Genomic DNA, 25,681 nt, shown 5'->3' on the forward strand with positions numbered 1-25,681 from the left:
GCGGTCAGCCGTGCCTGTGCGTGCACAGCACAAGGCCCCGGAACCGGCGCAGGGGTTCCGGGGCCCGATCAAGGAGGCGCGTCGGTGAGGCCGACCGAGGCGCTGCTCAGACGCGCCGCAGCACCGCCACCACCTTGCCGAGGATGGTCGCGTCGTCGCCCGGGATCGGGTCGTAGGCCGCGTTGTGCGGCAGGAGCCAGACGTGGCCGTCTTCGCGCTTGAAGCGCTTCACGGTGGCCTCGCCGTCGATCATGGCGGCCACGATGTCGCCGTTCTCGGCGACCTGCTGGCGGCGGACGGTCACCCAGTCACCGTCGCAGATCGCGGCCTCGATCATCGAGTCGCCGACGACCTTCAGCACGAACAGCTCACCGTCGCCGACCAGCTGCCGGGGGAGAGGGAAGACGTCCTCGACCGATTCCTCGGCGAGGATGGGCCCGCCGGCGGCGATGCGGCCGACCAGCGGCACGTACGACGCGGCCGGCTTCCCCACGGTGTCCGTGGGCTGGAGGGGCGCGGTCTGGTCGGAGCCGCGGACCTCGTACGCACGCGGGCGGTGCGGGTCGCGGCGGAGGAAGCCCTTGCGCTCCAGCGCCATGAGCTGGTGCGCCACCGACGAGGTGCTGGACAGGCCGACGGCCTGGCCGATCTCACGCATGGACGGGGGGTAGCCGCGCCGCTGCACCGAATCCCTGATGACTTCGATGACCCGGCGCTGCCGCTCGGTGAGGCCGGAGCTGTCCGCCCGGATGCCTGGAGGTCGGCCCGGAAGGGAGCGCTTGGGCCTTCCTGCGTGCGTGGTGTCGTTCATCGTCTGCACCGACTCGACTCGGCCCTGGCGGTCCTGTGCGGTGATGGTGGCACTCTCTGCGGTCGTGGTCACGTCGGCCCCTCTCGGTGGTCTCCCTCCGGCACAACGGTAGTTGCTTTCGAAAGGTTGCGCCAAACACACGTTCGAGTGAAAAAGTCGCGATTGCCTGACTTGATCTTGTGTTTGGGTGTAATGCTCGCGCGGCGTCCGGCAGGTGGGGAGGCCGCGCTGCTGTTAGTCTTCACCGCCGGGTGCCACCGTTCCCGGTCGCGCCTCAGTCTGCCATCCGCAGGTGTGCCGACCGAGAGGGTGTCCAGGGTCTGTCCTGGAACCGCACGTGTCGTCCGCGCGGTGCTCACGGGATCTCCGTACGGTGGGCTCGTCCGTCCGTGCCATGCCCGGGGCGGGCACGCGCGCCGCGCCCGAGCCGTCCGGGGGTGTGCGGCGCGCCGCCGCGTGCCGGCGGCCCGCGCTCCGGCGGGCGCACCGGGCGCCGCGACGGCGCCCGCGAGGCGCTGCAGGAGGGTCCGGCACCCGGGGTCCCAGGGGGACGTCCAGCTTCTTCCACGCGGCCGTGGAGCGGCCGCCGTGCCGTCGTGCCCGTGTGCCGGCACGGTCCTTCCGGCGCCGTCCGGCGCGACACGCCCCGCTTCGGCCTGTCATCGCACCGATCCCTACATCTAGTGGTTGGATGGCTACCGCGGCCCATAAGTTGTGGTGCCCCGGGTCTTCGGACCCGCGAACATCGCCTATGCTGGGGGTCGCTTCGCGGGGCCTGTGAGCCCCGGCGAGGCGTATGAGTCTGCTGTGAGGAGGGTTGGAGTCCATGCACTGCCCCTTCTGCAGGCACCCCGACAGTCGCGTCGTCGACAGCCGTACGGCCGACGACGGCACGTCGATCCGCAGGCGCCGCCAGTGCCCTGACTGCTCCCGCCGCTTCACCACCGTCGAGACGTGTTCGCTCATGGTGGTCAAGCGGTCCGGGGTCACCGAGCCGTTCAGCCGCACCAAGGTCATCAACGGTGTGCGCAAGGCGTGTCAGGGCCGGCCCGTCACCGAGGACGCGCTGGCCCAGCTCGGCCAGCGGGTCGAGGAGGCGGTGCGGGCCAGCGGCAGCGCCGAGGTGGCCGCCCACGACGTGGGGCTGGCCATACTCGGCCCGCTGAAGGAACTCGATCTCGTCGCCTACCTGCGGTTCGCGTCCGTGTACCGGGCGTTCGAGTCGCTGGAGGACTTCGAGGCCGCCATCGCGGAACTCAGGGAAGGCATGCGCGAGCCCGTCGCACAGCAGGAGGGCGGCGACGGCGCTGTCGCGGGGAGCCAGGAGGACGACGGCGGGCGCACGGGGGCGGCTGAGGACCCCGCGCCCGCACACGCCGCCGACTGATCGGCGGGCCGGTCCGGACCTCGGGTTCGGTCCGGCTCGGCGGCGGCGAGGAAGACGGCTGCGGGCGGCAGCGACCGAGGATGCCCGCAGTATCAGACAGAACACCGTGTCCAGGAACATCGGGACACTTCAGGGCGTTTTCGCCCGTACAGGGAGGCGGCATGACAGAGACGACGAGCGGTCCGGCACGAGGTTCCCGAGCCAAGAGTGCGAAGGCGGGGACCAAGGGACTGCGCATCGAGCGCATCCACACCACCCCGGGTGTGCACCCGTACGACGAGGTGGTGTGGGAGCGCCGTGACGTCGTCATGACCAACTGGCGCGACGGCTCGGTCAACTTCGAGCAGCGTGGCGTCGAGTTCCCCGACTTCTGGTCGGTGAACTCGGTCAACATCGTCACCAGCAAGTACTTCCGGGGCGCCGTCGGCACCCCGCAGCGCGAGACCAGCCTCAAGCAGCTGATCGACCGCATCGTGAAGACGTACCGGAAGGCCGGTGAGGAGAACAAGTACTTCGCCTCGCCCGCCGACGCGGAGATCTTCGAGCACGAGCTGGCCTACGCCCTCCTGCACCAGATCTTCAGCTTCAACAGCCCGGTCTGGTTCAACGTCGGGACCAAGCAGCCGCAGCAGGTCTCCGCCTGCTTCATCCTGTCCGTCGAGGACTCCATGGAGTCGATCCTCGACTGGTACAAGGAAGAGGGCATGATCTTCAAGGGCGGTTCCGGTGCCGGCCTGAACCTCTCCCGGATCCGCTCCTCCAAGGAGCTGCTGTCCTCCGGCGGCAACGCCTCCGGCCCGGTCTCCTTCATGCGCGGCGCCGACGCCTCCGCCGGCACCATCAAGTCCGGCGGTGCCACCCGCCGCGCCGCCAAGATGGTCATCCTCGACGTCGACCACCCCGACATCGAGGACTTCATCGAGACCAAGGTCAAGGAGGAGGAGAAGATCCGCGCCCTGCGCGACGCGGGCTTCGACATGGACCTCGGCGGCGAGGACATCACCTCCGTCCAGTACCAGAACGCCAACAACTCCGTCCGTGTCAACGACGAGTTCATGAAGGCGGTCGAGGAGGGCAAGAAGTTCGGCCTGCGGGCCCGCCTGACCGGCGAGGTCATCGAGGAGGTCGACGCCCGGGCCCTGTTCCGCAAGATGGCCGAGGCCGCCTGGGCCTGCGCCGACCCGGGCATCCAGTACGACGACACGATCAACCACTGGCACACCTGCCCGGAGTCCGGCCGCATCAACGGCTCGAACCCCTGCAGCGAGTACATGCACCTGGACAACACGTCCTGCAACCTGGCCTCGCTGAACCTGATGAAGTTCCTCAAGGACGACGGCAAGGGCAACCAGTCGTTCGACACGGAGCGCTTCCAGAAGGTCGTCGAGCTGGTCATCACCGCGATGGACATCTCGATCTGCTTCGCGGACTTCCCGACCCAGAAGATCGGCGAGAACACCCGCGCCTTCCGCCAGCTCGGCATCGGCTACGCCAACCTCGGCGCCCTGCTGATGGCGACCGGCCACGCCTACGACTCCGACGGCGGCCGCGCCCTCGCCGGCGCCATCACCTCCCTGATGACCGGCACCGCCTACCGGCGCTCCGCCGAGCTGGCCGCGATCGTCGGCCCCTACGACGGCTACGCCCTCAACGCCCAGGCGCACCAGCGGGTCATGCGGCAGCACGCCGACGCCAACGAACGCGCCGTACGCATGGACGACCTGGACACCCCGGTGTGGGCCGCCGCCACGGAGGCCTGGCAGGACGTGCTGCGCCTCGGCGCGAAGAACGGCTTCCGCAACTCCCAGGCGTCCGTGCTGGCCCCGACCGGCACCATCGGCCTCGCGATGGGCTGCGACACCACCGGTGTGGAGCCCGACCTGGCCCTGGTGAAGTTCAAGAAGCTGGTCGGCGGCGGTTCGATGCAGATCGTCAACGGCACCGTCCCGCAGGCCCTGCGCCGCCTGGGCTACCAGGAGGAGCAGATCGAGGCGATCGTCGCCCACATCGCCGAGCACGGCAACGTCATCGACGCGCCGGGCCTGAAGCAGGAGCACTACGAGGTGTTCGACTGCGCGATGGGCGAGCGGGCCATCTCCCCGATGGGCCACGTGCGCATGATGGCCGCCATCCAGCCGTGGATCTCCGGCGCCATCTCCAAGACGGTCAACATGCCGGAGTCGGCGACCGTCGAGGAGGTCGAGGAGATCTACTTCGAGGCCTGGAAGATGGGCGTCAAGGCGCTGGCGATCTACCGCGACAACTGCAAGGTGGGCCAGCCGCTGTCCGCCAAGAAGAAGGAGTCCGCGCAGGACAAGGCCGAGGAGTCGCAGGCCGTGCCCGAGAAGGTGGTCGAGTACCGCCCGGTCCGCCGGCGCCTGCCGAAGGGCCGCCCGGGGATCACCACCTCCTTCACTGTCGGCGGCGCCGAGGGCTACATGACCGCCAATTCCTACCCGGACGACGGTCTGGGCGAGGTCTTCCTGAAGATGTCCAAGCAGGGTTCGACCCTGGCCGGCATGATGGACGCCTTCTCCATCGCCGTCTCGGTGGGTCTGCAGTACGGCGTGCCGCTGGAGACGTATGTCTCGAAGTTCACCAACATGCGCTTCGAGCCGGCCGGCATGACCGACGACCCCGATGTGCGCATGGCGCAGTCGATCGTCGACTACATCTTCCGCCGCCTGGCGCTGGACTTCCTGCCCTTCGAGACCCGCTCGGCGCTCGGCATCCACTCCGCGGAGGAGCGTCAGCGCCACCTGGAGACCGGCTCCTACGAGCCGATCGACGAGGAGGTCGACGTCGAGGCCCTGGCCCAGTCGGCGCCGCGCGAGACCGAGCCGAAGACGGTCGGCACGCCGAAGGCCGAGACCGAGGCGGCCAAGCCCGCCCCGAAGGAGGCGCACACCAACGCCGAGCTGGTGGAGATGCAGCTGGGCATCCAGGCGGACGCCCCGCTGTGCTTCTCCTGCGGCACCAAGATGCAGCGGGCCGGCTCCTGCTACATCTGCGAGGGCTGCGGCTCGACCAGCGGCTGCAGCTGATCACCGGCCGTCCCTGAGCGGACGACGCCCCGGGCGGGGTCGCGCGGAGCACCCCGCCCGGGTGTTCCGGGCACCGGGCGGGCAGTGCGCCCCGCCCGGTGCCCGGTGTATTCGGACGAAAGGCCCTACGGCCGGCGCGTGGCGCCCATGGTCCGGGGGAACGCCTCCGGGTCGCCCTCGAAGCCGTGCACGCCCGCCCTGAAGCCCCAGGCGCCGGTGGTGTCGCGGGTGAACTCCGCGACGACGGCGGCCGTCGCTCGCGGCACACCTCCGAAGTCGTCCTCGGCGAGGACCGTGTAGCCCTCCCGGATGCGCAGCCCCGGGGCCCGCACGTCGCCGAAGGTCAGGCGCCCGCCCTGCTGCTGGATCACCACGCCGACGACCACCCGCGCGTAGCGGGGGTCCAGCCGGTACAGCTCGACGGTCATGACCTCGTCCCAGCCGAAGCCGACGCCGTCCCGGCTGTCCCGGTTGAGATGGATCGTGCCGTCGGGGGACCGGCTGTCGAAGTGCACCAGATAGGCCGGATCACCGTAGGGATCGCTCCGCAGGTAGGTCGCCGCCACGATGTCGAGATCGGCGGGCGGCCTGCCCGCCGGGCTCGGATCCCACTTGACCGCGATCTCGACCGTGCGGATCCCCTTGCTGAGCCCGCTCACAGGAACTCCCCCTTCTCCGTGCCGTTACGCAGTCTCCCGCCCCGTCCTCCCCGGAGCACACGGCGCCTGATGTCATCGTGCCATGCACACGGCAGAACAAGCGCCGTCCTCGGCACTCTGACCGACGCCCGGCCCTGGGCCTTACCATGGCGCGGTGCTGGTCAAGTGGACTCGTTGCACCGTGGTGGACCGCCGGGGGTTCGAGCGGGGGCAGCGGAAGTGGGCGGGGCTTCTGGGAGAGCCGGGATTTCGCGGACAGGGCGGCGGCTGGAGCCGGACGCGGCAGGGCGTGGCCCATGTCTTCGCTTTCTGGGAGAGCCGTGCCTTCTACGACTCCTTCATGGCCCGCTCCCACGACCGGCTCGCCGCCTCCCAGTCCGGCACGTTCCGCGACGCCCAGGTCCGCCTCTTCGACCACCGGTTCGACGTGAAGACCGGGTTCGAGCCGCGTTTCACCGACGCCGACCTGCTGCGCGTGGCCCTGTGCCGGGTGCACGAGGAGCGTGCCGAGCACTTCACCCTCATGCAGGAGAAGGTCTGGAACCCGGCGATGGCGGGCTCGCCCGGCATGGTCCGCGGCCTGTTCGGGGAGGCACCGGGCAGCGAGTTCCTGGTGCTGTCGATGTGGCAGTCGTCCGCGGAGCACGGCAAGTACCGCACGGAGCGCATCGAGCGGCTCGCGCTTCGTGCCCAGCTGGAGGCCGACGTGGCGGCCCTGACCGGCGACATCGTGGACCTGGAGCCCGCCTGGACGGTGTGAGCCCCCGGCCCCGGTGACCGGCCGCGGACCGCACGTGTGCCCGCGGTCGCCGTGCGTGCGCGACACGTGTGAGGCGTGCCGTACCCCGGCCGTTCGAGTCCTCGCCCGGGCCGGATGCGACCTAGTGTTTCTGACATGGCACGACCACGGCGCATCGTTCTGGTCCGGCACGGCGAGTCGGCGGGAAACGTCGACGACACCGTGTACGAGCGCGAACCCGACCACGCGCTGGCCCTGACCGAGCGAGGGTGGCAGCAGGCCGAGGAGACGGGCAAGACATTGCGCGAACTCTTCGGCCGGGAACGTGTCAGCGTGTACGTCTCTCCCTACCGGCGCACGCACGAGACCCTGCGCGCCTTCCGTCTGGACCCCGATCTCGTCCGGGTGCGCGAGGAGCCGCGGCTGCGCGAGCAGGACTGGGGGAACTGGCAGAACCGCGACGACGTACGCCTGCAGAAGGCCTGCCGGGACGCCTACGGGCACTTCTTCTACCGCTTCGCCCAGGGCGAGTCCGGTGCCGACGTCTACGACCGGGTCGGCGGCTTCCTGGAGAGCCTCTTCCGCAGCTTCCAGGACCCGGACCACCCGCCCAACGTGCTCCTGGTGACCCACGGCCTGGCCATGCGGCTGTTCTGCATGCGCTGGTTCCACTGGACGGTCGCCGAGTTCGAGTCGCTGTCGAACCCGGGGAACGGCGAGATGCGGATGCTGTTGCTCGGGGACGACGGCACGTACACCTTGGACCGCCCGTTCGAGCACTGGCGGGATCCGGAACCGTACGGGATCACTGGGGAGAGTGGTTGACCATGGCCTGTGACTTCTCGCCCGGCGCCCGGCTGGACCGCGCACTCGCCGCACTGCGCGGTCTGGCGGTGGGCGACGCGCTCGGCGCGCAGTTCGCCGTGCCGGCCCGCCGCCCGTTGCTGCGGCGCCGCGAACTGCCGCAGGGGCCCTGGCCGTGGACCGACGACACGGAGATGGCCTGCTCCGTGGTGGCCGTCCTGGCCGACCGCCACCGCATCGACCAGGACGCCCTGGCCGCCTCCTTCGCCGAGCACCACGACACCGCCCGCGGGTACGGCAGGACGGTCAGTGCACTGCTGCGCCAGGTCCGGGACGGCGCGGACTGGCGGGAGCCGGCCGCCGCGGTCTTCAGGGGACAGGGCTCCTGGGGCAACGGCGCGGCGATGCGCATCGCACCGCTGGGCGCCTGGTACGCGGACGATCCGGAACAGGCAACCCACCAGGCGGAGATCTCCGCCTACCCCACCCACCAGCACCGTGAGGCGGTCGTGGGCGCCATGGCCGTCGCCGCGGCCGCCGCGCTGGTCGCCGCACCAGGCGGTCCGCGGACGGCCGAGGGGCTGCTCGACGGTGTCGTCGCGCTCGTGCCCGCCCGCAGTGCCGTCGGTGCCGGCCTGCGGCGCGCCCGCGACATGCTGGACTACGACGACGTGGCCACGGTCGCTGCCGTGCTCGGCTGCGGGCGGCGCGGCACCGCCCACGACACGGTGCCGTTCGCGCTGTGGGCGGCCGCCCGCAGCCTGGGTGACTTCGCGGACGCCTTCTGGACGACCGCCCGGGCCGGCGGCGACGTGGACACCACCTGCGCCATCGTGGGGGGCGTGCTGGCCGGCGCGAAGGCGGGAACACCGCCGGCCGAGTGGGACCGGCGCACCGAACCGCTGCCGCCGTGGGTGCCGGCGGTCGGCTGATCCCTTGTCGCCCATCGCTGTCCGACGATCCGTCACCTCCGGCAGGACCGGTGCTGACGGCGGTGCGGGGCGGAGCGGTTCGAGGATGCGCACGCACCGCACGGCGACTTCACGACCGCGACCCCGAGCAAAGCAGGCGCCTGGGGGCGTGCCGGCCGGCGGGCCGGGATCCGGGTCCGCCGGCGGGTTCCTGTCCCGCCGCGTACGGCCCGTGGGTGTCCGGCGGTGAACGAGGACGGGGAGGCTCCCGGCTCTTGATGACACGATCACCACGCAGGCGCCCGCCGCCGCCTCCGCTCACCGTCGCCGCAGCACCGGTCGCGCCCAACTCCCGCACACAACAACCGTGCTGTGCCGCGTGACCGCCGCAGGCGCCGCAGGACGCGCGCGGTGCGAGCACGTCTTCCGGCCGCGACGGCGGCCGGCCCGGCACACCCGGCGGACAGGGCCGTGCACGCCCGCGTCAGGCGTCCGGCCGCCTCCGGGAAGCGGTGATCCCGCACACGCAGGTGTGCGGCGCAGGGCCGGCCGTGACGTGTCGCGGACGGGTGTGCACACGTGAAGAACGGGTGCACACCCGAAGAAGCCGGACGAAGCCGGACGGCCGGCTGACGGCTCCTTCGGCGCACCCGCAGCGGCCGGGCACGCCGGGCGGTGGTGGTGGCACGGGTGTGCCGGGGAACCGGGGTGTCGCGGCCGGAACCGGGCGGCGTACGCTAAGGGCGCCATGCCGTACGAACCACCCACTCACACCGTCGAGCGCTCCCTGCGGGCCACGACCGGAGCGAAGGTCATTGCCGGTGTCGACGAGGTGGGGCGCGGCGCCTGGGCCGGTCCCGTCACTGTCTGCGCGGCGGTCACCGGACTGCGCCGGCCGCCCGTGGGCCTCACCGACTCGAAACTGCTCACCGTCAAGCGGCGCACCGAACTCGCCGCCGAGCTGGAGAAGTGGGTGACGGCCTACGCCCTGGGACACGCATCCCCGCAGGAGATCGACGAGCTGGGGATGACGGCGTCGTTGCGGCTCGCCGCCGTGCGGGCCCTGGAGGCGCTGCCCGTCCGCCCCGACGCGGTGATTCTCGACGGCAAGCACGACTATCTCGGCGCCCCCTGGCGGGTTCGCACGGTCGTCAAGGGCGACCGGTCGTGCGTGGCCGTCGCGGCGGCCTCGGTGATCGCCAAGGTGCACCGCGACACAATGATGGCCGAACTGGGCGTCGACCATGCAGACTTCGATTTCGCGGCCAACGCCGGATACCCGTCACCCGTGCACAAAGCCGCGTTGGAGGAGCGGGGACCCACCCCGCACCACCGGCTGTCGTGGGCGTATCTTGATGCGCTGCCCAAGTGGCGGCACCTCAAGAAGGTCCGCGCCTGGGCGGACGGATCCGTGCCGGAAATCGAGGGTCAGCTCGGCTTCGACTTCTGACCGTGCCGCCTGCCCGCGTGAGGCACCCGCCCATGCGAGCCGTACCAACGTTTGATAAATATCAGCCCATGCCTCTCATTCCCGAGGAGCCTCAGATTCACGAGAGTGCCCAGGGTCCCCGCGCCACTCCGGCCAGCGGCCGCACCGCGCCGACCCCCCGTCCCGTACCCGGCCCCCGTCCCGCGGCTCCGTCCCGCCCCGGTCGTCCCGGCCCCCTGCGGCCGGCGCCGGCCCAACGCACGCCGCGTGATGTGGCCGCGCCCAAGCCGGGGCCGTCGGCTCCGGCGTCCCGTGCCGCCTCGTCGAACCCGCAGATCCAGCTGATCCCGGCCAGTGCCGAGGGTGCGCTGGACGCGGCCGAGGAAGCGGTCGACCTGCTGCTGGAGTCGGGCCGTGCGCCCGGCGACGTGCTGGTCATCACCACCGGTGACCCGCACCCGTGGGCGGAGCACGAGCTGTCCTTCGGGGAGGCCTCCTACTGGGCCCAGCACGACGCGCGAGACGACGTCTTCTACACGGACGCCACCAAGGCCTCGCGTGTCGCCGCCCGGCCGGTGGTCGTGGTCGCCGTCAACGGCGGCACCGACGCTGCCGCCGCCACGGTTCTGCCGCTGGCCCACTCCCGGGCCGAGAACCTGCTGATCGTGTGTGGCGACCCCAAGAAGATCAATTCCGTTCTGGGCGCAGGCGTCTGATCCGGCCCCTGCCCAGGCGGTGAACTCGCGGCCCCAGCAGGCCGTGCAGAACGACAGCCGTCGCTGCGGCACCCCCCGCACGACGGCTGCTTCGGCGTGCCTGCGCAGGGCACCGTCACGGCATGCCTGCGCAGGGCCCCGTCGTCCGGTGCGCCCGCGCCCGGCCCCGCAGCGGGCGGCCGCGCCTGGTGTGGGGGTGCGTGCCCGGCCCGGCGGAGCGGCCGCAGACGTCACCGGTGAGCCGTCGCCCGGTGCAGCCGGTCGTCGGCGGTGTCCCGGGGATGCGGCCGCTGCGACGGGATCCCGGACATCCCGGCTGTCCCGGCGGCCTCGCGGGGTGCGGGGCGCTGGACGGCGTTCGGCCGCCGGCCGCCACGGTCCTCTCCGAGCACCTGCCAGCCGTCCGGGGTCAGCGTGATGTAGGCCCCGCAGCGCAGCCCGTGCAGTGTGCAGGCGTCACGCAGGCCCCACATCCAGGCGCCGTCCTCCTCCGTCCAGCGTGTCTCGCCCTCGCGGCAGTACATCAGCACGGCGGTGCGCACCGGAGTCCGGCGCCGCAGATCGTGGGGTATGACCCGGCGCAGCTGGTCCAGCAGCGCGTTGCGGAGCATCCAGCCGTCGGCGGGCACCGGACGATGACCGAACGAGGCGCTCGCGCGCAGCCGTTGGTCCGGGTCCAGCACCGCCACCACGGCGGTCCCCGGGGCCGGCCGGTGCCGGGCATGCAGCCCGGTGACGACCTCACGGGGGTTGCGCAGCAGGGGGATGCCCGCGGCGGCCCACTCCGCGACTTCGAGCACACGACGGGCGGACGTGGCGGACGCCGAGAACGACGCCGCCGAGGACGGAGCACATCCGAAGGTCACGTTCCTCCCTTCGGCTACGCGCCCGCAGGGCGGGCGGGACCGGATGCGGCAGCGCACCGCGGCGGAGCCCGTCCGGATCACGGCCCAGCCGTGCGGGAGCGGCTACGAGTGTGCCTGTCGCACAGGCATACGACACAGGTATACGGCATCGAGCACGACGACAGCCTGACGTGTTCCTACCCAGCGTGCGGCCGGGCGACGCGCGGCTGTGGCGTTCCGTGCCCACACGTCACCGTGCGTGAAGTGGCCGAAGGAGCCTGCCGTCGGGTTGCATGGGACCATGGAGGATCATCAGCTGCGGGCCGAAGCCGATGCCGTACTCGCCGAACTGGTCGGTGCCCCGGGGGCACGGCTGCGCGAGGACCAGTGGCAGGCGGTGGCGGCTCTGGTGCGCGAGCGCCGGCGTGCCCTGGTGGTGCAGCGCACCGGCTGGGGCAAATCCGCGGTGTACTTCGTCGCCACCGTCCTGCTGCGCCGACGCGGTTGCGGCCCGACCGTGATCGTCTCGCCGCTGCTGGCGCTGATGCGCAACCAGGTCGAGGCGGCCGAACGGGCCGGCATCCGGGCGCGCACCATCAACTCGGCCAACCCGGAGGAGTGGGAGACGATCCACGCGGAGGTCGAGCGCGGTGAGACCGACGTCCTGCTCGTCAGCCCCGAGCGCCTCAACGCCGTCGACTTCCGTGAACACCTGCTCCCGCGGCTGGCGGCCACCACCGGCCTGCTCGTCGTCGACGAGGCGCACTGCATCTCCGACTGGGGCCACGACTTCCGGCCCGACTACCGCAGGCTGCGGTCCATGCTGGCCGGTCTCGCACCGGGTGTGCCGGTGCTGGCCACCACGGCCACCGCCAACGCGCGGGTCACGGCGGACGTGGCCGAGCAGCTGGGAACCGGCGGCGACGAGGCCCTGGTGCTGCGCGGTTCCCTGGAGCGGGAGAGCCTGCGACTCGGCGTCGTGCGGCTGCCGGACGCCGCGCACCGGCTGGCCTGGCTCGCCGAGCACCTGCCCGAGCTGCCGGGCTCCGGGATCGTCTACACCCTCACCGTCGCCGCGGCCGAGGAGGTCACCGCGTTCCTGCGGCAGCGCGGTCACCGGGTGGCCTCCTACACCGGTCGCACGGAGAACGCCGACCGGCAGCAGGCCGAGGCCGACCTGCTGGCCAACCGGGTGAAGGCACTGGTGGCGACCTCGGCACTCGGCATGGGTTTCGACAAACCCGACCTGGGTTTCGTGGTCCACCTCGGGTCGCCGTCCTCACCGATCGCCTATTACCAGCAGGTCGGCCGGGCCGGGCGCGGTGTGGAGCGCGCAGATGTGCTGATGCTGCCCGGCAAGGAGGACGAGGCGATCTGGCGGTACTTCGCCGACACCGCCTTCCCGCCCGAGGCACAGGTGCGGCAGACCCTCGCGGCCCTCGCCGGCGCCGGCCGGCCGCTGTCCGTGCCGGCCCTGGAGGCCATGGTGGATCTGCGCCGCACCCGCCTGGAGACGCTGCTGAAGGTGCTGGACGTGGACGGCGCCGTCGAGCGGGTCAAGGGCGGCTGGACCGCCACCGGCACACCCTGGACCTACGACGCGGAACGCTACGCGCGGGTGGCGCGCCGGCGGGCCGCCGAACAGCGCGCCATGCGCGACTACGTCACCACGACGCAGTGCCGGATGGAGTTTCTGCGCCGCCACCTGGACGACGAGGGCGCGGCCCCGTGCGGCCGCTGCGACAACTGCGCCGGACCCTGGGTCGACTCCGCCGTCTCGCCCGAGGCGCTGACCGGCGCCGTGAAGAAACTCGACCGTCCGGGAACGGAGATCGAGCCGCGCCGCATGTGGCCCACGGGCATGCCCGCGCTCGGCATCGACCTCAAGGGCCGCATCCCCGCGGGCGAGCAGTGCTCCGCCGGGCGCGCCCTGGGACGGCTCTCCGACATCGGCTGGGGCAACCGGCTGCGCCCGCTTCTGGCCGACGGCGCACCCGACGGCCCGGTGCCCGACGACGTCCTGCGGGCCGCCGTGGAGGTGCTCGCCGACTGGGCGCGCTCCCCGGGCGGATGGGCGCCCGGCGTCCCGGACGCCGTCGCCCGGCCGGCCGGAGTCGTCGCCCTGCCCTCCGCCACCCGCCCGCAGCTGATCGGCACGCTCGCCGAGGGCATCGCGGCCGTCGGCCGTCTGCCCTTCCTGGGCACGCTGGCCTACACCCGGCCGGACGGCACCCACGCGGCGGCCCGCAGCAACTCCGCGCAACGTCTCAAGGCCCTGTCCGGTGCCTTCGCCGTTCCCGAGCAGCTGGGCCGGGCCCTGGCCGCCGTGCCCGGCCCCGTCCTGCTCGTGGACGACCGCACCGAGTCCGGCTGGACCCTCGCGGTGGCCGCCCGCCTGCTGCGCCGGGCCGGAGCCGAGCAGGTGTTTCCACTGGTCCTCGCGGCGGGGGGTTGAGCGGGCGGCGTTTGTCTCTGCGGTGGGGCGGGTGGACGGCTGCGGGTTGCGGGCTGCGGGCGGACGGTCCGGACGGACGACGGCGCGGCGTGACCTGGCGTGTGCTTGACGTGTCCTCGATCGGAGTTGTCCACAGGCCGAAGCGGAAGACTCGCTTCCGCGAGATCGTCGTCGCATGACGCATCACAGCCACACGACCGGACCCTTCCTCACCGGCGACATCGCCTACGCCGGTTTCTCCTCCGAACAGCAGGTGACCCTGCGCACCCCGGCCGAACTCGTCGACGCCCTGCCCTACCTCCTCGGCTACCGGCCCGAGGACAGCATGGTCCTGGTCGCACTGCACGACCGGGGCGGGCGCGGCAGGTTCGGCGGCCGGGCCCGGCTCGGCATCCCGCCGAACAGCGAGGACTGGCCCTGGGCAGCGCGCCAGCTGGCGCACGGACTGATCACGGGCAGCGAGCGCAGGGGCGCCAGACCCGAGCGGATGGTCGCCGAGGAGCAGGCATGACCAGGTCAGAGCCCTGTACGAGGTCTGACCTGCATAAACAAGCGTCACAACGTATTCCATGAAGTCTTGTGAGGGCGCGTGATCGTACGGAGAGAACCCGGAATCCGACCGCCCACCGGAAGGATTCCGGAACGCTGAACGCCCTGCGACCTCGTGGAACATCCACCCACGACCCCCCACTTACGGCGAAGCCCCGCCGCCTGCATGGGAGCGCAGACGGCGGGGCGGCATGGAGCGGCCGCCTCCGACGGGGGGCGGAGGCGGCCGCGCTGCCCGCCGCGGCCCGAATCGCCGTCTGGGCCGCGGCGGGAGATCACCGGGTCAGGTGCACCCGTGCCAGGCGTGGCGACGCAGCCGCACATTGCAGTCCGTCGCCCTTGAGTAGTCCTTTGCGGCCTGGGCCTCGGCCCGCTGCCGGGCCAGGTCCGCGCACTCCCGGCAGCCGGGTACGGGCTGCGGCGGATCGAGCGGCAGCCCCAGATGCGGCGCCGGGGACATGAACAGGACCACCGTATCTCCTCTCGTCACATGCGGGTGCCGACGGCGATGCGGTCGTTGCCCGCGATGCGGATCAGCGCGCGCAGCAGGATCAGCAGACGGCGCTCATCCAGGTCGATCGCGGCGCTGAGCGGGGTGTGGCCGATACCGAGGAGGGACAGCACCAGCCGCAGGAAGGCCAGGTCGGCGGGCGGCAGGCCGAGTGTGAAGACGCGGCCGGCTACGCCGTGCCACTGGCACCGCATGCGGCCGTCCTGCCGCGCGACCAAGGCGGTGCGCACGTTGTCCCGGGCGAGAAGCGTCTCATCCTCGACAAGGGCCTGGACGGCGACGCGCTCGCGACGGGTGCGGGCCGAGCGCAGGAGCACGGCCCCGAGCGACAGCTCTTCCTCGGGCTCGGCGTCCGCGGACGAGGGTGGCGTGGTCGTGGTCATGCTCGTACCTCCGCAGGGTGGTAGCCGCCCGGGCTGAACGCGGCACCGAGCAGTACAGGGTCGGTGAGCCGCCCGGAGCCGTCCGGCCGCTCCAGCCAGATCCGGCCGTCGAGGGAGTAGTGCAGCGGCGGGCAGCGCAGGATCCAGCCCGCGGGGTGCACAGTGAGCTGCCGGATGTCGTCCAGCTCGTCCCCGAGGTCGGGCGGCAGCAGCCACCACGCCCGGTCGATCTCCACGTCGGCCAGGACCGGGCCCAGCCCCCGTGCGCGCAGACGCTTCATCGCCTGCACCGAGGGCAGCAGCCGCGCCTCGGCGACGCGCCAGTGAGCGCCGCTGCGCAGCGGGGCAAGCTCCTCGACTTCCCATGCGCGCTGCACGCCGGCGGGGTGCGCGGCACACGACAGGAGCCATGCCTCGCCAGCGCGGGCTCGCTCGGACGTGGTGGCCATGACCAGCACGGTATGGAGGAACGCGAATCGAGGTCCTGCCTGATTCGCGAATATTCGACTGCTGGCCGGGGTGATTCGCGGTGATGCTTACGCGAGGTCAGCGACGTGTGCACGCACGCGGGCGAGCAGGCGCCGGGCTGGCGTGCCGTACAGCGCGGACTTCTCCAGCGTGTCCCAGACGCGGCGGTACAGGGTGACGCTGTCGGCGTCGTCCAGCCACAGCTCGGCGTGCCAGTCCTCGACGATCGCGAGGCGGTCGTCGTACAGCCAGAAGCCAGGGCCTGGAGGGATGGCGACCGAGGCACCGAGCGGCACGATCCCAAGCCGCACGGTGTCCAGGCCGATGACGCTGGCCAGGCGGTCTAGTTGGGCGGCGAGGACCTCGCGCGGCGCCACCGCGGCGTGCAGGGCGGCCTCCCACATGACGATGTGGAAGCTACGGCCGGGCCGGTACAGCAGCTCCTGGCGGCGGACGCGGGCGCGCACGGCGTCCTCGATATCGCGGGGTGACTTGTGGAGGTCGGCGTACCGGGTGAAGACGGCGCGGGCGTAGTCCGGGGTCTGCAGCATGCCGACGACCATGGCGCTCTCCCAGGCGCGCAGCACGGTGGAGCGCTCGTACTCGATGGTGAGGACGTCCTGCACGGGCCGGTGCCCGGCGCGCAGGTGGCGGCGCCAGGAACGGATGTGGGTCTCCAGGCCCTGCAGTCGGGCGACCAGCTCCTCGGTGGCGGCGGCGTGCCCGGTCGCCATGGCCCAGGCCTTCAAGTCCTCGGGGGTGGCGGTCTGCCTGCCTGTCTCCAGCTTGGACACCTTGGCCTGCGGCCAGCCGAGTTGTTCCGCCAGGCCGCGCTGAGTGCGCTGGCCGCGCAGCTCCCGGAGCCGGCGGCCCAGCGCCTCACGGCCCTGCTGGAAGTCGGTGCTCACATGGGCAAGTTACCCGGGGCCTGGTCGTAGGGCACAGCGTGATGCCACGCTGCCTCACGGGCCTGCGCGTAGCGGAGGACCTCGACCGGGTCGGTGATCAGCTCGACGCCGGTCATCTCGTCGTCCTGGTCGAAGTGCAGCAGGGCGACCACGCGGGCGTCGAACAGCCAGAAGTCCTCACGCGGCAGATGCAGCTCGTCGGCCTTGCTGCGGGCCAGGACGCGGATCGTCTCGCCGACAGCGGAGTTGCGGCGGGCGTTGTCGAGCAGGTAACGCTGGCCCTCGGTGGGCGGCTCGTCCAGGATCCGCACCCGCTGGAAGGCCTTGCCGAGGGCGGCCTGCTCTCTGCGCTCCTGGCACCACGGGTCGTCCAGGTCCCAGTCGACACGGCCGTGCTCGAGGAATCTGTGGTACGTGTCCTGCTGTTCGTCCCAGGCGTAGCGGCGGCGCGTCTCCAGCCTCCAGGCGCTGTACTTGAGTGTGGTGAACATGCCGTCGAACTCGTCGAACGAGATGGTCTGTGGCGCGTGTACGGGCTCCTTGGGGCCGAAGTTGGCGAGCAGCTCGCGGGGCACGGTCACCGCGGCCTCGCCGTCGGCCAGGTCCAGCTGGGCCAGCTCGGCGGGATCGGTGACGGGGTCGCCCTGGACGACGTAGGTATCGGAGCCGGGCTCGGTGTACAGGGTCGGGCATCCGTTGTTGCCGCTGGTCGTACCAACTTTCCAGAAGCGACGGGCCATTGCTTCCCCCCCTTCGGTGGACGTCGGCCACACGGTAGCTTGCGAGGCTGCCGTGTGCCCGGTGAACGGCGAAGGCGCCCCCTTGCACGGCCCGCGTGGGGCCGGCAAGGGGGCGCTCGTTCAGCGGATGAGTATTTGTGCGAGGACGCCACCCAGGGCGCCGAGGACGGTGGCCATCCCGGACGCCGTCCACACGCGGCGCTCCAGAGCGCGGATGCGTGCTTCGTGGTCGGCGCGGTCCTCCATCAGGGTTTTCAGGTCGGAGCGGATGCCCTTGACCTCGTCGTGCACCTGGCGCAGCTCCTGGTACATCTGGGTGGTCGTGATGTAGATGCCAGGGTCCGGCCCGGGCGCCGCCGTCGGGGACGCTGTCATGCCTGCTTCCCGTCGTACTGCGGGGGCTTGGCCCAGCCGAGCAGGAGCCCGGCGAGGGTGCGCAGCGGCTCCCAGCCGATCCGGCCGGCGAGTTCCTCGAGGGCGCGCCACAGCGCGTAGTAGGCGGCGGTGACGGCAGCCGTGGTGTAGGCGGTGGCGGTGGCGTCGTTCAGGTGCAGGCCGACACGGGCGGCCAGGGAGATGAGCAGGCCGGCCACGATCGGCACGACCGTGCGCATCAGGCTTGCGAGCAGGTTCATGGTCAGCCCTCCTTCAGGGCGTCGGCCAGCTTGTCGAGCGCGGCCTGCGCGCCGGCCTCGGCCGCGGCCTTGATCTCGGCGGCGTCCAGGCCGCCGCCCTGGGCCAGCTTGCTCACGGTCGCGGTGAGCGCGCCGACCTGCGCGGTGAGCGCCTTCACGGCGGCGTTGGTGCCGCGCAGGTAGGCGTAGGCGTCCTGCTTCTCGTTCTTGCCCTTGTAGGCCCACACGTCGATGGGGTCCATGTCGTCGGTCTCCTTGGTGGTCGGCTCGCCCGCCGCCCAGGCGCGGAACGCTGGGGCGGACATGTAGGCGATGGACTGGTCGATGCGGGCCGGACCGTCGGGGTCCGAGGTGAACTGCCAGATGAGCGGCGTCCGCCCGCTGGGCCGCGGCTGGGCGGCGGCCTCGGCCTCGGCGTAGGTGTCGACGCGCGTGCCCGGGTAGGCCGGGTACCAGAGCGGCACCCCGGCGGGCACGTGGCCGGCGGCCAGGTCCGAGGCGGACGTGTAGACGCCGACGCGCTGGCCGGGGAACGCGGCCTGGACGGCGCCGATCCACGTGGTGACGTAGGCGCGGATCTGGGTGGCCGTGCGCCCGCTGTAGTTCCGCCCGTCGCTGTAGCGCTCCAGGTCCAGCCAGTGAGTGAAGCCCCGCCCGGCGTAGGGCTTCACCGCGGCGATGTAGTTGGCGGCCTCCTTCGCGGCCGACTGGTTCGGCCACGCGAAGTGGTAGGCGCCCGGCACGAGTCCGGCCTTGATGATGCCGGTGATGTGGGTGGCGAACTTCGGGTCGTGCGTCGACTGGCCCTCGCTCGCCTTGGCGAAGGCGAAGACCACGCCTGCGCGCTTGTGGGCGGCCCAGTCCTGGGTGCCCTGGTAGGCGGATACGTCGATGCCCCGGCACGTGGCCATACGTTCTCCAGACATGAGAGGCGCCCCGGCCGGGCGGGCGCGGGGCGGCGATGTGCGGTGGTCAGGTGGGGAGACGACCGGGCGCCGACATGATCTCGAAGTCGTCCAGACGCAGGGCGTTCAGCCCGGCGGACTGCCCGGTGATCCCCCAGTTCCCGGCGGTGCTGAGGAACAGCCGGAAGGGAGGGTTCACCCCGCCGCCGGCCGCCGCCCAGTTCCGTTCGTAGTCAGGCTTGTAGGCGTCGAAGAACGTGAAGAACGTGTACCCAGCCGTGGTGATGTTGGCGAGGTTGATGACGCCCTTGAACTGGCGGATCACCTCGTCACGGACGTATAGGTCGCGGGCCATCGGGAGCGGTGACCCGTCCGAGGCGGTGGTAGATCCGCTGGTCTGGTAGGTGCCGAGCGTGGTGAGCGGCACCCACGGGGAAGCGGCCTGCAGGCGACCAGCGGTGATGATCATGCCAGGCTGCCAGAGCGTCACGTCGGGCCTCCTTCCTCTACAGGGCGACGATCGCCGGGTCGGCCAGCCGGACGGGCGTCCCAGCGGCCTGAGCCTTGCTGACACCGTTGACGGCGCGGGTGACGGTGAACCGTTGCCGGTTGACCAGCCGGACGCGCTGGTAGCGGATCTGTGCGTTGGCGACCGTGCTGCCGGACGCCGCGAACGACCGGGTGCCGATCCCGGCGGCCGCCGTGAGGGACGTGTCCGACGCCACCACATGCCAGGCGTCGGGCTCCGCTGCGCTGGCCGCCCAGACCTTGGCCAGCAGCGTCGACCCCATCACCTGGAACCGCAGCCGATACCAGGTTCCGGCGCTGTGCGTAAGCGTGCTCGTGTACGCGTTGCCCAGCTGCGACTCCGACCCGGCCACGCGCTTGCGGATGGTGAGCACCAGCTGCGCCGCGGTCGTGAACTCCAGCCGTGCCTGGTAGAGGTTGTTGTTGTCGGTCGCCCTGGCCAGGAGCCCGCCGAGCAGCGACCCGCCGGCGGCGAGCGCCGAGGTGGAGATGTCCACGTACAGGTCGACGTCAGGCGTCGGTGACGGCAGCAGCGCCACGTGGCCGATGTTCGTGGCCGGCTGGGCGACGACACCGACACCGCCGGCCACGGAGAAGTCGGCAGTGGTGCCGCCGGGGGCGCTGACAGCCCAGGGCTGCCCGGTGTCCGCGGTCCCCCAGCCGCCGGACACGCTGCGGCCGAAGGTGTCGCGCACGGCGTCCGCGATGGCGGTGACGGTGGCCCGTTCTCCGCCGAGCGTGACGTCGAACGGGAACTCGCCCGCGTACTGCTCCGTCGTGATCCACTGCGGGCCCGCCGTGGTCTGGACGGTGAGGGTGGTGTCGGTGGCGGCGGCCGCGATGGCGAGCTGGCTGCCGTCGGTGTCCACGCGCATCGGCGTCCCCGTGATGAACAGGAGGTCGTCGATCCACACGCCGTCTTCGTCGATTGAGCCGCTGTTGTCCTTGGCGTAGCGGAACGTCACCGTACTTGCGCCGGTCACGTCGATGCTGGCCTGGGTCCAGTAGTTGTAGCCCTGTCGGCGCAGCACCTCCACGCCGTCGACCAGGACCATCAGCCGGTCGCCCTCGTAGCCCGGCCCGGGCGGCTCGGATGAGGTGTAGTACCAGAACGACAACGCCGTGGCCCCAGACGGCACGGTGATCACGACGTCGGAGGTCTGGTTGTTGCTGATCGCGCCCGACTTCAGCGACCTCGTGCCGGAGTTGTAGTGGGCCTGGCTGAGGACCCAGGGTAGGTTCCCGCCGCTGGCCATCGTGACGGCGAAGACGTCGTCCTCGAAGTCCTCGTACACCGCGGTGGCGCCGACCTGCCAGGGCCGGCCCGGGGAGCAGTTGAAGCTGGCCTCCCAGTGCTGCAGGCCCATCTCGTGGTGGATGCCGTCGACGAGCAGATCCACGTACCCGAAGCCGACCTGCGGGGGCAGGTCGGTGATGCGGATCAGGTCGCCCTCGGTCAGGGACAACACCTGCGGAATCAGGCCGGGTGCCTTGTGCAGCAGCACCTTCACCGTCGGGTAGCGGGGGCCGTCGACCGTGCCCAGGTAAAGCCGCCAGTACGCGATCGGCCCGGTCTGGTCATCGCTGTACAGCGACAGGGTGACCTCGTCGTCGTACTGGCCGATCCCGTCCGGGGGGTCCTGCACGGACAGCGGCCCGTCGGTGAGCACGGCCCGGGTCGAGGATCCGCCAGTGCGGGTGACGGTGCGGTCGTTGCGGACCGCGGTGTCGTCGTCGACCGGCTCCAGCGCCGCCAGCCCGGGCGCCTTGTTGTAGGACAGGGTCAGCTTCGGGGTCTGGCCGTACATGCTGGACCGCTCCCGGTACAGCAGCCCGGGCCGGGTGCGGTCCTCCAGCAGCAGCCCGCCGTCGGCGTCGGCCGCGGCCTGCAACAAATTCAGCAGCGTGTCCACGCGCTGCGGGCCAACCTGCTCGGTGGGCACCGGGCCCGGGACGCGGGCCAGCGGCAGGCCCTCCTCGGTGGCCAGGCGCCGCATCCGCGCCCACGCGGTCTCGCCGGTGAACCCGTCGTCGCATCCTTCGAAGATGCTCACCCCGGGCGCCGGCTGGGTGGTGACGGTGCCGCCCACGTCGAACGCCGCCAAGTGGCCGAGCGCCATGCCCTGCCAGTCGGAGCCCCAGGCGCCGCGGACGGCGGTGACGGCTCCCGGTGTGCCGCCGGTGAAGTAGTTGTAGGCGTAGTACCAGCTGTTGGTGAGGACGTTGCGCCACGCCACGATGAAGTAGCAGCGGTCACCGTTCACAGCGGAGAAGATTTGCAAGCGGTTCCAGGCACCGGTGAATGCGGCGATCGCGTTCGCGTCGGAGTAGATGGCCTGCGTGATGATGTTGCCGTCCACGTCGAGGGCCTGGACGCGGATGCCGGCCGTGGAGACGCGGGCCAGCACCTGCGTGACGCCGCCGGTGCCCGGGCGCAGACGCACGCTGAGCATGGTCTGCTCTGTGCTGGGGAGCTTGTCGAGCTTGTAGGCCATCTCGACGTGCCAGCCGCCGGCCTTGGCACCGGGCACGGTGCCGGACAGCGTCGAGGACTCGTCCAGCACGGGCAAGGCGTCGGAGCCGGGCATGGAGTCGTCGGAAGCGAAGGTGAACCCCGTCACGGCGAGCGGGGTGCCGCCGTCGATCGCGGACGCGGCCTGGGTGGCGGTCGCCCCGTCCTCCATCGGCCAGTACGCCAGCGGGCCCCCGGAGGGCACACGGCGCCGCAGCGTCGACTGCAGGGCCTTTCTGCCCTGTCCGAGGCGGCGCAGGATCCCGGACGCCTGCAGTGGCACCCACGAGTCCGAGCCGTCCGGCTGCCACTTCTGCGGCCACTCCGAGACTTCGCCCACGAACAGGTCTGCGCGGTTGCGGATGGAGGCGTTGCCGGCCAGTGTCCAGGTGCGGCCTGCGGAGTCCGTGAAGCTGCTGGTGCCCGCGGCCTGGGCGGTAAAATCGGGGGCCGCGACCACGGTGCCGTCGATGCCGTTGCGGACCTCGGCGCGGTAGCAGCGGCCAGCGACCGGCTGGCCGCCGGACCACGGCGGGGCGACCTGAAGCGGGGCTGATCCGCCTGCCAGAGTGACGGTCCCGGGTCCGGTGAAGGCGAAGACCTCCGTCCACGGCTCGGTGATGGCCGGTGCCCAGTACCAGCGGACAGTAAAGCCGCTGCTGCCGTTGTCGGCATCCAGCGTGGCACGCACCGCTGCACGACGGGGCATGGCGGGCAGCGGCCAGCGGTAGTAGATGCCGCCCGTGGACGTCCGGTAGTACAGCCCCAAAGAGCCGCTTTCGATGCCCAGAGCGTAGGCCCAGGCGTCCGACGTCTCCCCCCACTTGCCGATGAGCATGTGCGTTCCGGGCGCGTACCAGTCGGCTTCGCCTTCCCAGCGCAGGTCCAGGTCGCCGGTAATGTCGAGGGCGCTGGTGTCTGGGGTGGAGGCGTAGTTCGCCGGGTCGCCGTCCAGCTCCAGGTACGAGGTAGTGCCGGGCACGGACAGGCGGATCGGGGTGCCGCGGCCGATCTTCCCGTACAGCGGCGACATGGGGTTGCGCGGCGAGTAGCGCCCGTCGCGATTGTCGATGGTGATCTGCAGGCTGCCCGGGTCGGTCTGGGCGGCCATGTCCGGGCGGCCGGTCTCGATGACGATGGTGTCCCGCTCGTAGGTGCGCACCCGCTGCCACACACCGTCAATCTGCAGCTCGGTGCGGATGTCGAGCGGCGTGTTCGGGAACCCCACGGAACCCTCCTCCTACTGGGTTGCGAAGACGGATGCCGGGTCGCCGCCGCGGCCGTTGGTCTGCACGATGCGGCGGATCAGCCGCTTCATGTCCTCCGGGCCGGCCAGCTCGATGCGCAGCCCGCGGTCCTGGGCGGCGCCGGCCGCACGGGTGACACCGGCCGGGGCTGCCTGCTGGGTGACCTGGGAGGTCATGTCTGGCAGCTGCGCGGTGAGCCCCTGCAGCTGGCGGCGCAGGGCGGGCACCTGCGCGGCGATGCCTTCCTGGAAGCCCTGCAGAACCCAGCGTCCGGACGGGGTCAGGATGCGCTTATCAAGCGTCTCCGGGCCCTTCCACGAGGGCAGGTGCGAGGTGATGCTGCCAAGCGTGGATCGCACCGACCCGATCATCGATCGGATGCCGTTGATGAAGCCGCGGATCAGGGAGGCGCCGGCGTTCCACAGCACGCCGCCGAGCGAGCCGAGTGCGGACTTGGCCCGGCCGGGCAGGCCGCGCACCCAGGAGATCGCGCTGTTGATCTGCGAGCGGATCGCTGACACGAGCCGGGCGCCTGCCGACGACGCGCGGGAGGCCAGGTAGCCGCCGAGGCTGGCCAGAGCGGAGACCGCCCGCCCGGGCATCCCCTTCAGCCACGAGACGGCCTTGTCGATGCCCTGCCCGACCAGGCGGGCCAGCGCCGCCGCGGCCTGGCCGATCAGCTGCTTGGCGTTGTTCACGGCCTGCTTGGCCAGGTCCCACGCCTTGCCGAAGTCCCCGGACAGCAGGGCGACGATCGCCTGCAGGATCGGCATCACGACGCTGGTGATGACCGCGGCAAGGCCGGACGCCAGGATCGCCGCCAGCTGAGCGACCGCGCCGATGATCGGCACCAGGACCGGCAGCACCGCGGACAGCACCTGGAAGATCAGCGGGGTCAGGGCGACGAGCAGCTGCCCGGCTGCGGCCATCACCTGACCGAACGCCTGGCCGATCTGCACCAGGCTGGGCTGGATGGCTACGAGGATCTGCGCCAGGACGGGGAACACCGTCTGGGCCAGCATGCTCAGCAGCGTGGCCAGCGGGGTGATGATCGCGGGCAGCGAGGCGAACACCGGCGCCAGAGCGGCGCTCAGGGTGGTGGCCAGCTGCCGCACGACGGGGGCCAGCTCGTCGAAGACGTCAGCGATCGCGCCGATGACCGGCACCAGCGGCGGCAGCAGGGACGCGATCAGCTGACCGACGACCGGCAGCAGCGGGGCGATCGCGTCGAGCACGGACCCGATGGCGCTGGCCACCGCGCCCAGCACCGGCCCGAGTGCGGACACGATCGGGCGCAGGCCGCTGCCCAGCGCGGCGACCAGGCGCACCAGGGGCGGCCCGAGCTGGGCGAGCGCTGGGCCCAGGGCGCCGGCGAGCTGGGCCACCAGCGGGCCGAGCAGGGTCGTCAACTGCAGCAGCACCGGCCCGCCCGCCTGCGCGAGCGTGCCGACGAATTGGCCGAGTGCAGGCAGGATCGTGCCGACCGCGCCGAGCAGTCCGCCGAGGGCCTGCGAGGCGCCGCCCGCGCCTGTGGCGACGCCCTCGAAGAAGCCGCCCAGTCCCTGACCGACGGCACCGAGTCCGGCGGACAGGGCCTGGATGACCGGCTGTGCGGCCTGCACCACGGACACCAGGCCGGGTAGGACGCCCGCGGCCAGCTTGCCCAGCCCGTCGACCAGCGGACTGATCATCGGGGCGACGCCCTTGAACAGCTGCCCGATCTGCGGGGCCAACTGGTCGAAGACGCTGCGCAGCTGCCGGGCCGCCTGCACGACCGGCGTGACCAGCGGCTGCGCCAGCTTGGCCGTGGTGCTCTTGACATGCTCGGCCATATTCGTGAACGCGGACTTGACCTGGGCGTTCTCAGCGAGCACTTTGGCGCCGAGCCCGGCCACGGCGAGCGGTACCGCGGCGAGCGCGCCCGCACCGGCCACCGCGCCGGCCGACAGCAGCGCTGTCGACTTGGCGGCGATCGGCCCGATCTGGGACAGGGCCGTGCCCGCCGCGCGGGCGCCGCCGGCCAGCCCGTTGCGCATGCTCCGGGCCAGGGTGGAGACCACGGCCTGGGCGCGGCGGGCACCGGCCGCCAGCGGTGTCGTGTCGATGCCCAGGCGCACCGACATGGAGGCGAGGGTGGCCACAGGGCACCACCCCCTCTCTCGCTATGCAGTTGTGCGGTACTCGCCGCCCAGGGCGGCGTTGATCTGGATGACGTCCTGCCAGATCTCCTCTGGCGTGCGCGGCCGCGACGGCTCCCACTCGGGCAGGAAGTCGGCCGGTTTCAGTGCGCCGCCCTTGGCGCGCTGGGAGTTGGCGACGGTGGCGGCGACGATGGCGGCCTGGATGTCGCCACGCAGCCGGCTGTCGAGCGGCCCGGTCAGCCGCTCATACGCCATCCACTCGGCGAGCTCCCGGGACGTGGTGCGGGCCAGCAGCTCGCGGACGGGCATGCCGAGGTGCCCGGCCAGGCGGAAGTAGAACTGCCGCTCTGGCCG

At 71.7% G+C, this 25,681-nt stretch carries 23 protein-coding genes and 1 pseudogene; 9 read left to right on the top strand and 15 right to left on the bottom strand.

Going from position 1 to position 25,681, the window contains the following annotated elements; all coding sequences use genetic code 11:
• Window positions 1–106: 106 nt before the first annotated feature.
• Entirely contained in the window at window positions 107–883 is a 777-nt protein-coding gene (lexA, locus tag IE286_RS11230; protein WP_189796511.1) for a transcriptional repressor LexA, read from the bottom strand.
• A gap of 754 nt (window positions 884–1,637) precedes the next feature.
• Between lexA and nrdR the strand changes: the two genes are divergently transcribed.
• Entirely contained in the window at window positions 1,638–2,198 is a 561-nt protein-coding gene (gene nrdR, locus IE286_RS11235; RefSeq protein WP_189796512.1) for a transcriptional regulator NrdR, read from the top strand.
• A gap of 161 nt (window positions 2,199–2,359) precedes the next feature.
• Window positions 2,360–5,242, top strand: coding sequence for a vitamin B12-dependent ribonucleotide reductase (locus IE286_RS11240; protein ID WP_189796513.1), 2,883 nt, complete (start codon window positions 2,360–2,362; stop codon window positions 5,240–5,242).
• Window positions 5,243–5,367: 125 nt separating this feature from the next.
• On the opposite strand, the gene IE286_RS11245 is transcribed toward IE286_RS11240, so the two are convergent.
• Window positions 5,368–5,901: a TerD family protein gene (locus tag IE286_RS11245; RefSeq protein ID WP_189796514.1), complete on the bottom strand. Its 534-nt coding sequence runs from the start codon at window positions 5,899–5,901 to the stop codon at window positions 5,368–5,370.
• A gap of 154 nt (window positions 5,902–6,055) precedes the next feature.
• Between IE286_RS11245 and IE286_RS11250 the strand changes: the two genes are divergently transcribed.
• From IE286_RS11250 to IE286_RS11270, 5 genes are all read left to right on the top strand, one after another.
• Window positions 6,056–6,661: a YdbC family protein gene (locus IE286_RS11250; protein WP_189796515.1), complete on the top strand. Its 606-nt coding sequence runs from the start codon at window positions 6,056–6,058 to the stop codon at window positions 6,659–6,661.
• A 135-nt stretch (window positions 6,662–6,796) separates the two neighbouring features.
• The gene (locus IE286_RS11255) at window positions 6,797–7,465 is read left to right on the top strand and encodes a histidine phosphatase family protein (protein ID WP_189796516.1); all 669 of its coding nucleotides are present in this window, start codon (window positions 6,797–6,799) and stop codon (window positions 7,463–7,465) included.
• A gap of 2 nt (window positions 7,466–7,467) precedes the next feature.
• Entirely contained in the window at window positions 7,468–8,376 is a 909-nt protein-coding gene (locus tag IE286_RS11260) for an ADP-ribosylglycohydrolase family protein (RefSeq protein ID WP_189796635.1), read from the top strand.
• A gap of 727 nt (window positions 8,377–9,103) precedes the next feature.
• Entirely contained in the window at window positions 9,104–9,805 is a 702-nt protein-coding gene (gene rnhB / locus IE286_RS11265) for a ribonuclease HII (protein WP_189796517.1), read from the top strand.
• 68 nt (window positions 9,806–9,873) lie between these two features.
• Window positions 9,874–10,500, top strand: a complete 627-nt coding sequence (locus IE286_RS11270; protein ID WP_189796518.1) for a hypothetical protein — start codon at window positions 9,874–9,876, stop codon at window positions 10,498–10,500.
• Window positions 10,501–10,730: 230 nt separating this feature from the next.
• Here IE286_RS11270 and IE286_RS11275 read toward each other — a convergent pair whose 3' ends face one another.
• A complete protein-coding gene (locus IE286_RS11275) occupies window positions 10,731–11,366 on the bottom strand; it encodes a hypothetical protein (RefSeq protein WP_308115058.1) in 636 nt (211 codons plus the stop codon).
• Window positions 11,367–11,646: 280 nt separating this feature from the next.
• Between IE286_RS11275 and IE286_RS11280 the strand changes: the two genes are divergently transcribed.
• Together IE286_RS11280 and IE286_RS11285 are read left to right on the top strand one after the other, a co-directional pair.
• Window positions 11,647–13,800: a RecQ family ATP-dependent DNA helicase gene (locus tag IE286_RS11280; RefSeq protein WP_189796519.1), complete on the top strand. Its 2,154-nt coding sequence runs from the start codon at window positions 11,647–11,649 to the stop codon at window positions 13,798–13,800.
• Between the two features lie 175 nt (window positions 13,801–13,975).
• Window positions 13,976–14,296, top strand: a pseudogene (locus IE286_RS11285) (DUF4192 family protein); the annotation flags it as partial.
• Window positions 14,297–14,632: 336 nt separating this feature from the next.
• Here IE286_RS11285 and IE286_RS11290 read toward each other — a convergent pair.
• The 12 genes from IE286_RS11290 to IE286_RS11345 all read right to left on the bottom strand — a co-directional run bounded on the left by IE286_RS11290 (window position 14,633) and on the right by IE286_RS11345 (window position 25,636).
• Complete coding sequence (locus IE286_RS11290) at window positions 14,633–14,821, bottom strand: hypothetical protein (protein ID WP_189796647.1); 189 nt, start codon at window positions 14,819–14,821, stop codon at window positions 14,633–14,635.
• A gap of 14 nt (window positions 14,822–14,835) precedes the next feature.
• Window positions 14,836–15,243 carry a hypothetical protein gene (locus IE286_RS11295; RefSeq protein ID WP_189796520.1) on the bottom strand — a complete coding sequence of 136 codons (408 nt, stop codon included), beginning with the start codon at window positions 15,241–15,243 and terminating at the stop codon, window positions 14,836–14,838.
• Window positions 15,240–15,692, bottom strand: coding sequence for a hypothetical protein (locus tag IE286_RS11300; protein ID WP_189796521.1), 453 nt, complete (start codon window positions 15,690–15,692; stop codon window positions 15,240–15,242). Before IE286_RS11300 ends, IE286_RS11295 begins: the two co-directional genes overlap by 4 nt.
• Window positions 15,693–15,779: 87 nt before the next feature.
• Window positions 15,780–16,619, bottom strand: coding sequence for a helix-turn-helix domain-containing protein (locus tag IE286_RS11305; RefSeq protein WP_189796522.1), 840 nt, complete (start codon window positions 16,617–16,619; stop codon window positions 15,780–15,782).
• Entirely contained in the window at window positions 16,616–17,359 is a 744-nt protein-coding gene (locus IE286_RS11310; protein WP_189796523.1) for a DUF6879 family protein, read from the bottom strand. Before IE286_RS11310 ends, IE286_RS11305 begins: the two co-directional genes overlap by 4 nt.
• 120 nt (window positions 17,360–17,479) lie before the next feature.
• Window positions 17,480–17,734 (bottom strand): hypothetical protein, encoded by a 255-nt coding sequence (locus IE286_RS11315; protein ID WP_189796524.1) that lies wholly within the window; start codon window positions 17,732–17,734, stop codon window positions 17,480–17,482.
• The gene (locus tag IE286_RS11320; RefSeq protein ID WP_189796525.1) at window positions 17,731–17,994 is read right to left on the bottom strand and encodes a hypothetical protein; all 264 of its coding nucleotides are present in this window, start codon (window positions 17,992–17,994) and stop codon (window positions 17,731–17,733) included. Before IE286_RS11320 ends, IE286_RS11315 begins: the two co-directional genes overlap by 4 nt.
• A 2-nt stretch (window positions 17,995–17,996) precedes the next feature.
• Window positions 17,997–18,905 carry a glycoside hydrolase family 25 protein gene (locus IE286_RS11325; protein ID WP_229862338.1) on the bottom strand — a complete coding sequence of 303 codons (909 nt, stop codon included), beginning with the start codon at window positions 18,903–18,905 and terminating at the stop codon, window positions 17,997–17,999.
• A 61-nt stretch (window positions 18,906–18,966) separates the two neighbouring features.
• Window positions 18,967–19,389, bottom strand: coding sequence for a hypothetical protein (locus tag IE286_RS11330; RefSeq protein WP_189796526.1), 423 nt, complete (start codon window positions 19,387–19,389; stop codon window positions 18,967–18,969).
• Between the two features lie 16 nt (window positions 19,390–19,405).
• Window positions 19,406–23,167, bottom strand: a complete 3,762-nt coding sequence (locus IE286_RS11335; RefSeq protein WP_189796527.1) for a hypothetical protein — start codon at window positions 23,165–23,167, stop codon at window positions 19,406–19,408.
• Window positions 23,168–23,179: 12 nt separating this feature from the next.
• Window positions 23,180–25,327, bottom strand: a complete 2,148-nt coding sequence (locus IE286_RS11340) for a phage tail protein (RefSeq protein ID WP_189796528.1) — start codon at window positions 25,325–25,327, stop codon at window positions 23,180–23,182.
• Between the two features lie 21 nt (window positions 25,328–25,348).
• Window positions 25,349–25,636, bottom strand: coding sequence for a phage tail assembly protein T (locus IE286_RS11345; RefSeq protein ID WP_189796529.1), 288 nt, complete (start codon window positions 25,634–25,636; stop codon window positions 25,349–25,351).
• Window positions 25,637–25,681: the final 45 nt, after the last annotated feature.

Source organism: Streptomyces thermodiastaticus (genome assembly GCF_014656135.1).
Taxonomy (GTDB): Bacteria; Actinomycetota; Actinomycetes; order Streptomycetales; family Streptomycetaceae; genus Streptomyces; species Streptomyces thermodiastaticus.

Bases quoted from the DNA above. Each gene is read 5' to 3' on its own strand.
- nrdR (WP_189796512.1), top strand. From the start codon at position 1,638: ATGCACTGCCCCTTCTGCAGGCACCCCGACAGTCGCGTCGTCGACAGC.
- IE286_RS11240 (WP_189796513.1), top strand. From the start codon at position 2,360: ATGACAGAGACGACGAGCGGTCCGGCACGAGGTTCCCGAGCCAAGAGT.
- IE286_RS11255 (WP_189796516.1), top strand. From the start codon at position 6,797: ATGGCACGACCACGGCGCATCGTTCTGGTCCGGCACGGCGAGTCGGCG.
- IE286_RS11260 (WP_189796635.1), top strand. From the start codon at position 7,468: ATGGCCTGTGACTTCTCGCCCGGCGCCCGGCTGGACCGCGCACTCGCC.
- rnhB (WP_189796517.1), top strand. From the start codon at position 9,104: ATGCCGTACGAACCACCCACTCACACCGTCGAGCGCTCCCTGCGGGCC.
- IE286_RS11270 (WP_189796518.1), top strand. From the start codon at position 9,874: ATGCCTCTCATTCCCGAGGAGCCTCAGATTCACGAGAGTGCCCAGGGT.
- IE286_RS11280 (WP_189796519.1), top strand. From the start codon at position 11,647: ATGGAGGATCATCAGCTGCGGGCCGAAGCCGATGCCGTACTCGCCGAA.
- IE286_RS11295 (WP_189796520.1), bottom strand. From the start codon at position 15,243: ATGACCACGACCACGCCACCCTCGTCCGCGGACGCCGAGCCCGAGGAA.
- IE286_RS11300 (WP_189796521.1), bottom strand. From the start codon at position 15,692: ATGGCCACCACGTCCGAGCGAGCCCGCGCTGGCGAGGCATGGCTCCTG.
- IE286_RS11310 (WP_189796523.1), bottom strand. From the start codon at position 17,359: ATGGCCCGTCGCTTCTGGAAAGTTGGTACGACCAGCGGCAACAACGGA.
- IE286_RS11315 (WP_189796524.1), bottom strand. From the start codon at position 17,734: ATGACAGCGTCCCCGACGGCGGCGCCCGGGCCGGACCCTGGCATCTAC.
- IE286_RS11320 (WP_189796525.1), bottom strand. From the start codon at position 17,994: ATGAACCTGCTCGCAAGCCTGATGCGCACGGTCGTGCCGATCGTGGCC.
- IE286_RS11325 (WP_229862338.1), bottom strand. From the start codon at position 18,905: ATGGCCACGTGCCGGGGCATCGACGTATCCGCCTACCAGGGCACCCAG.
- IE286_RS11345 (WP_189796529.1), bottom strand. From the start codon at position 25,636: ATGCCCGTCCGCGAGCTGCTGGCCCGCACCACGTCCCGGGAGCTCGCC.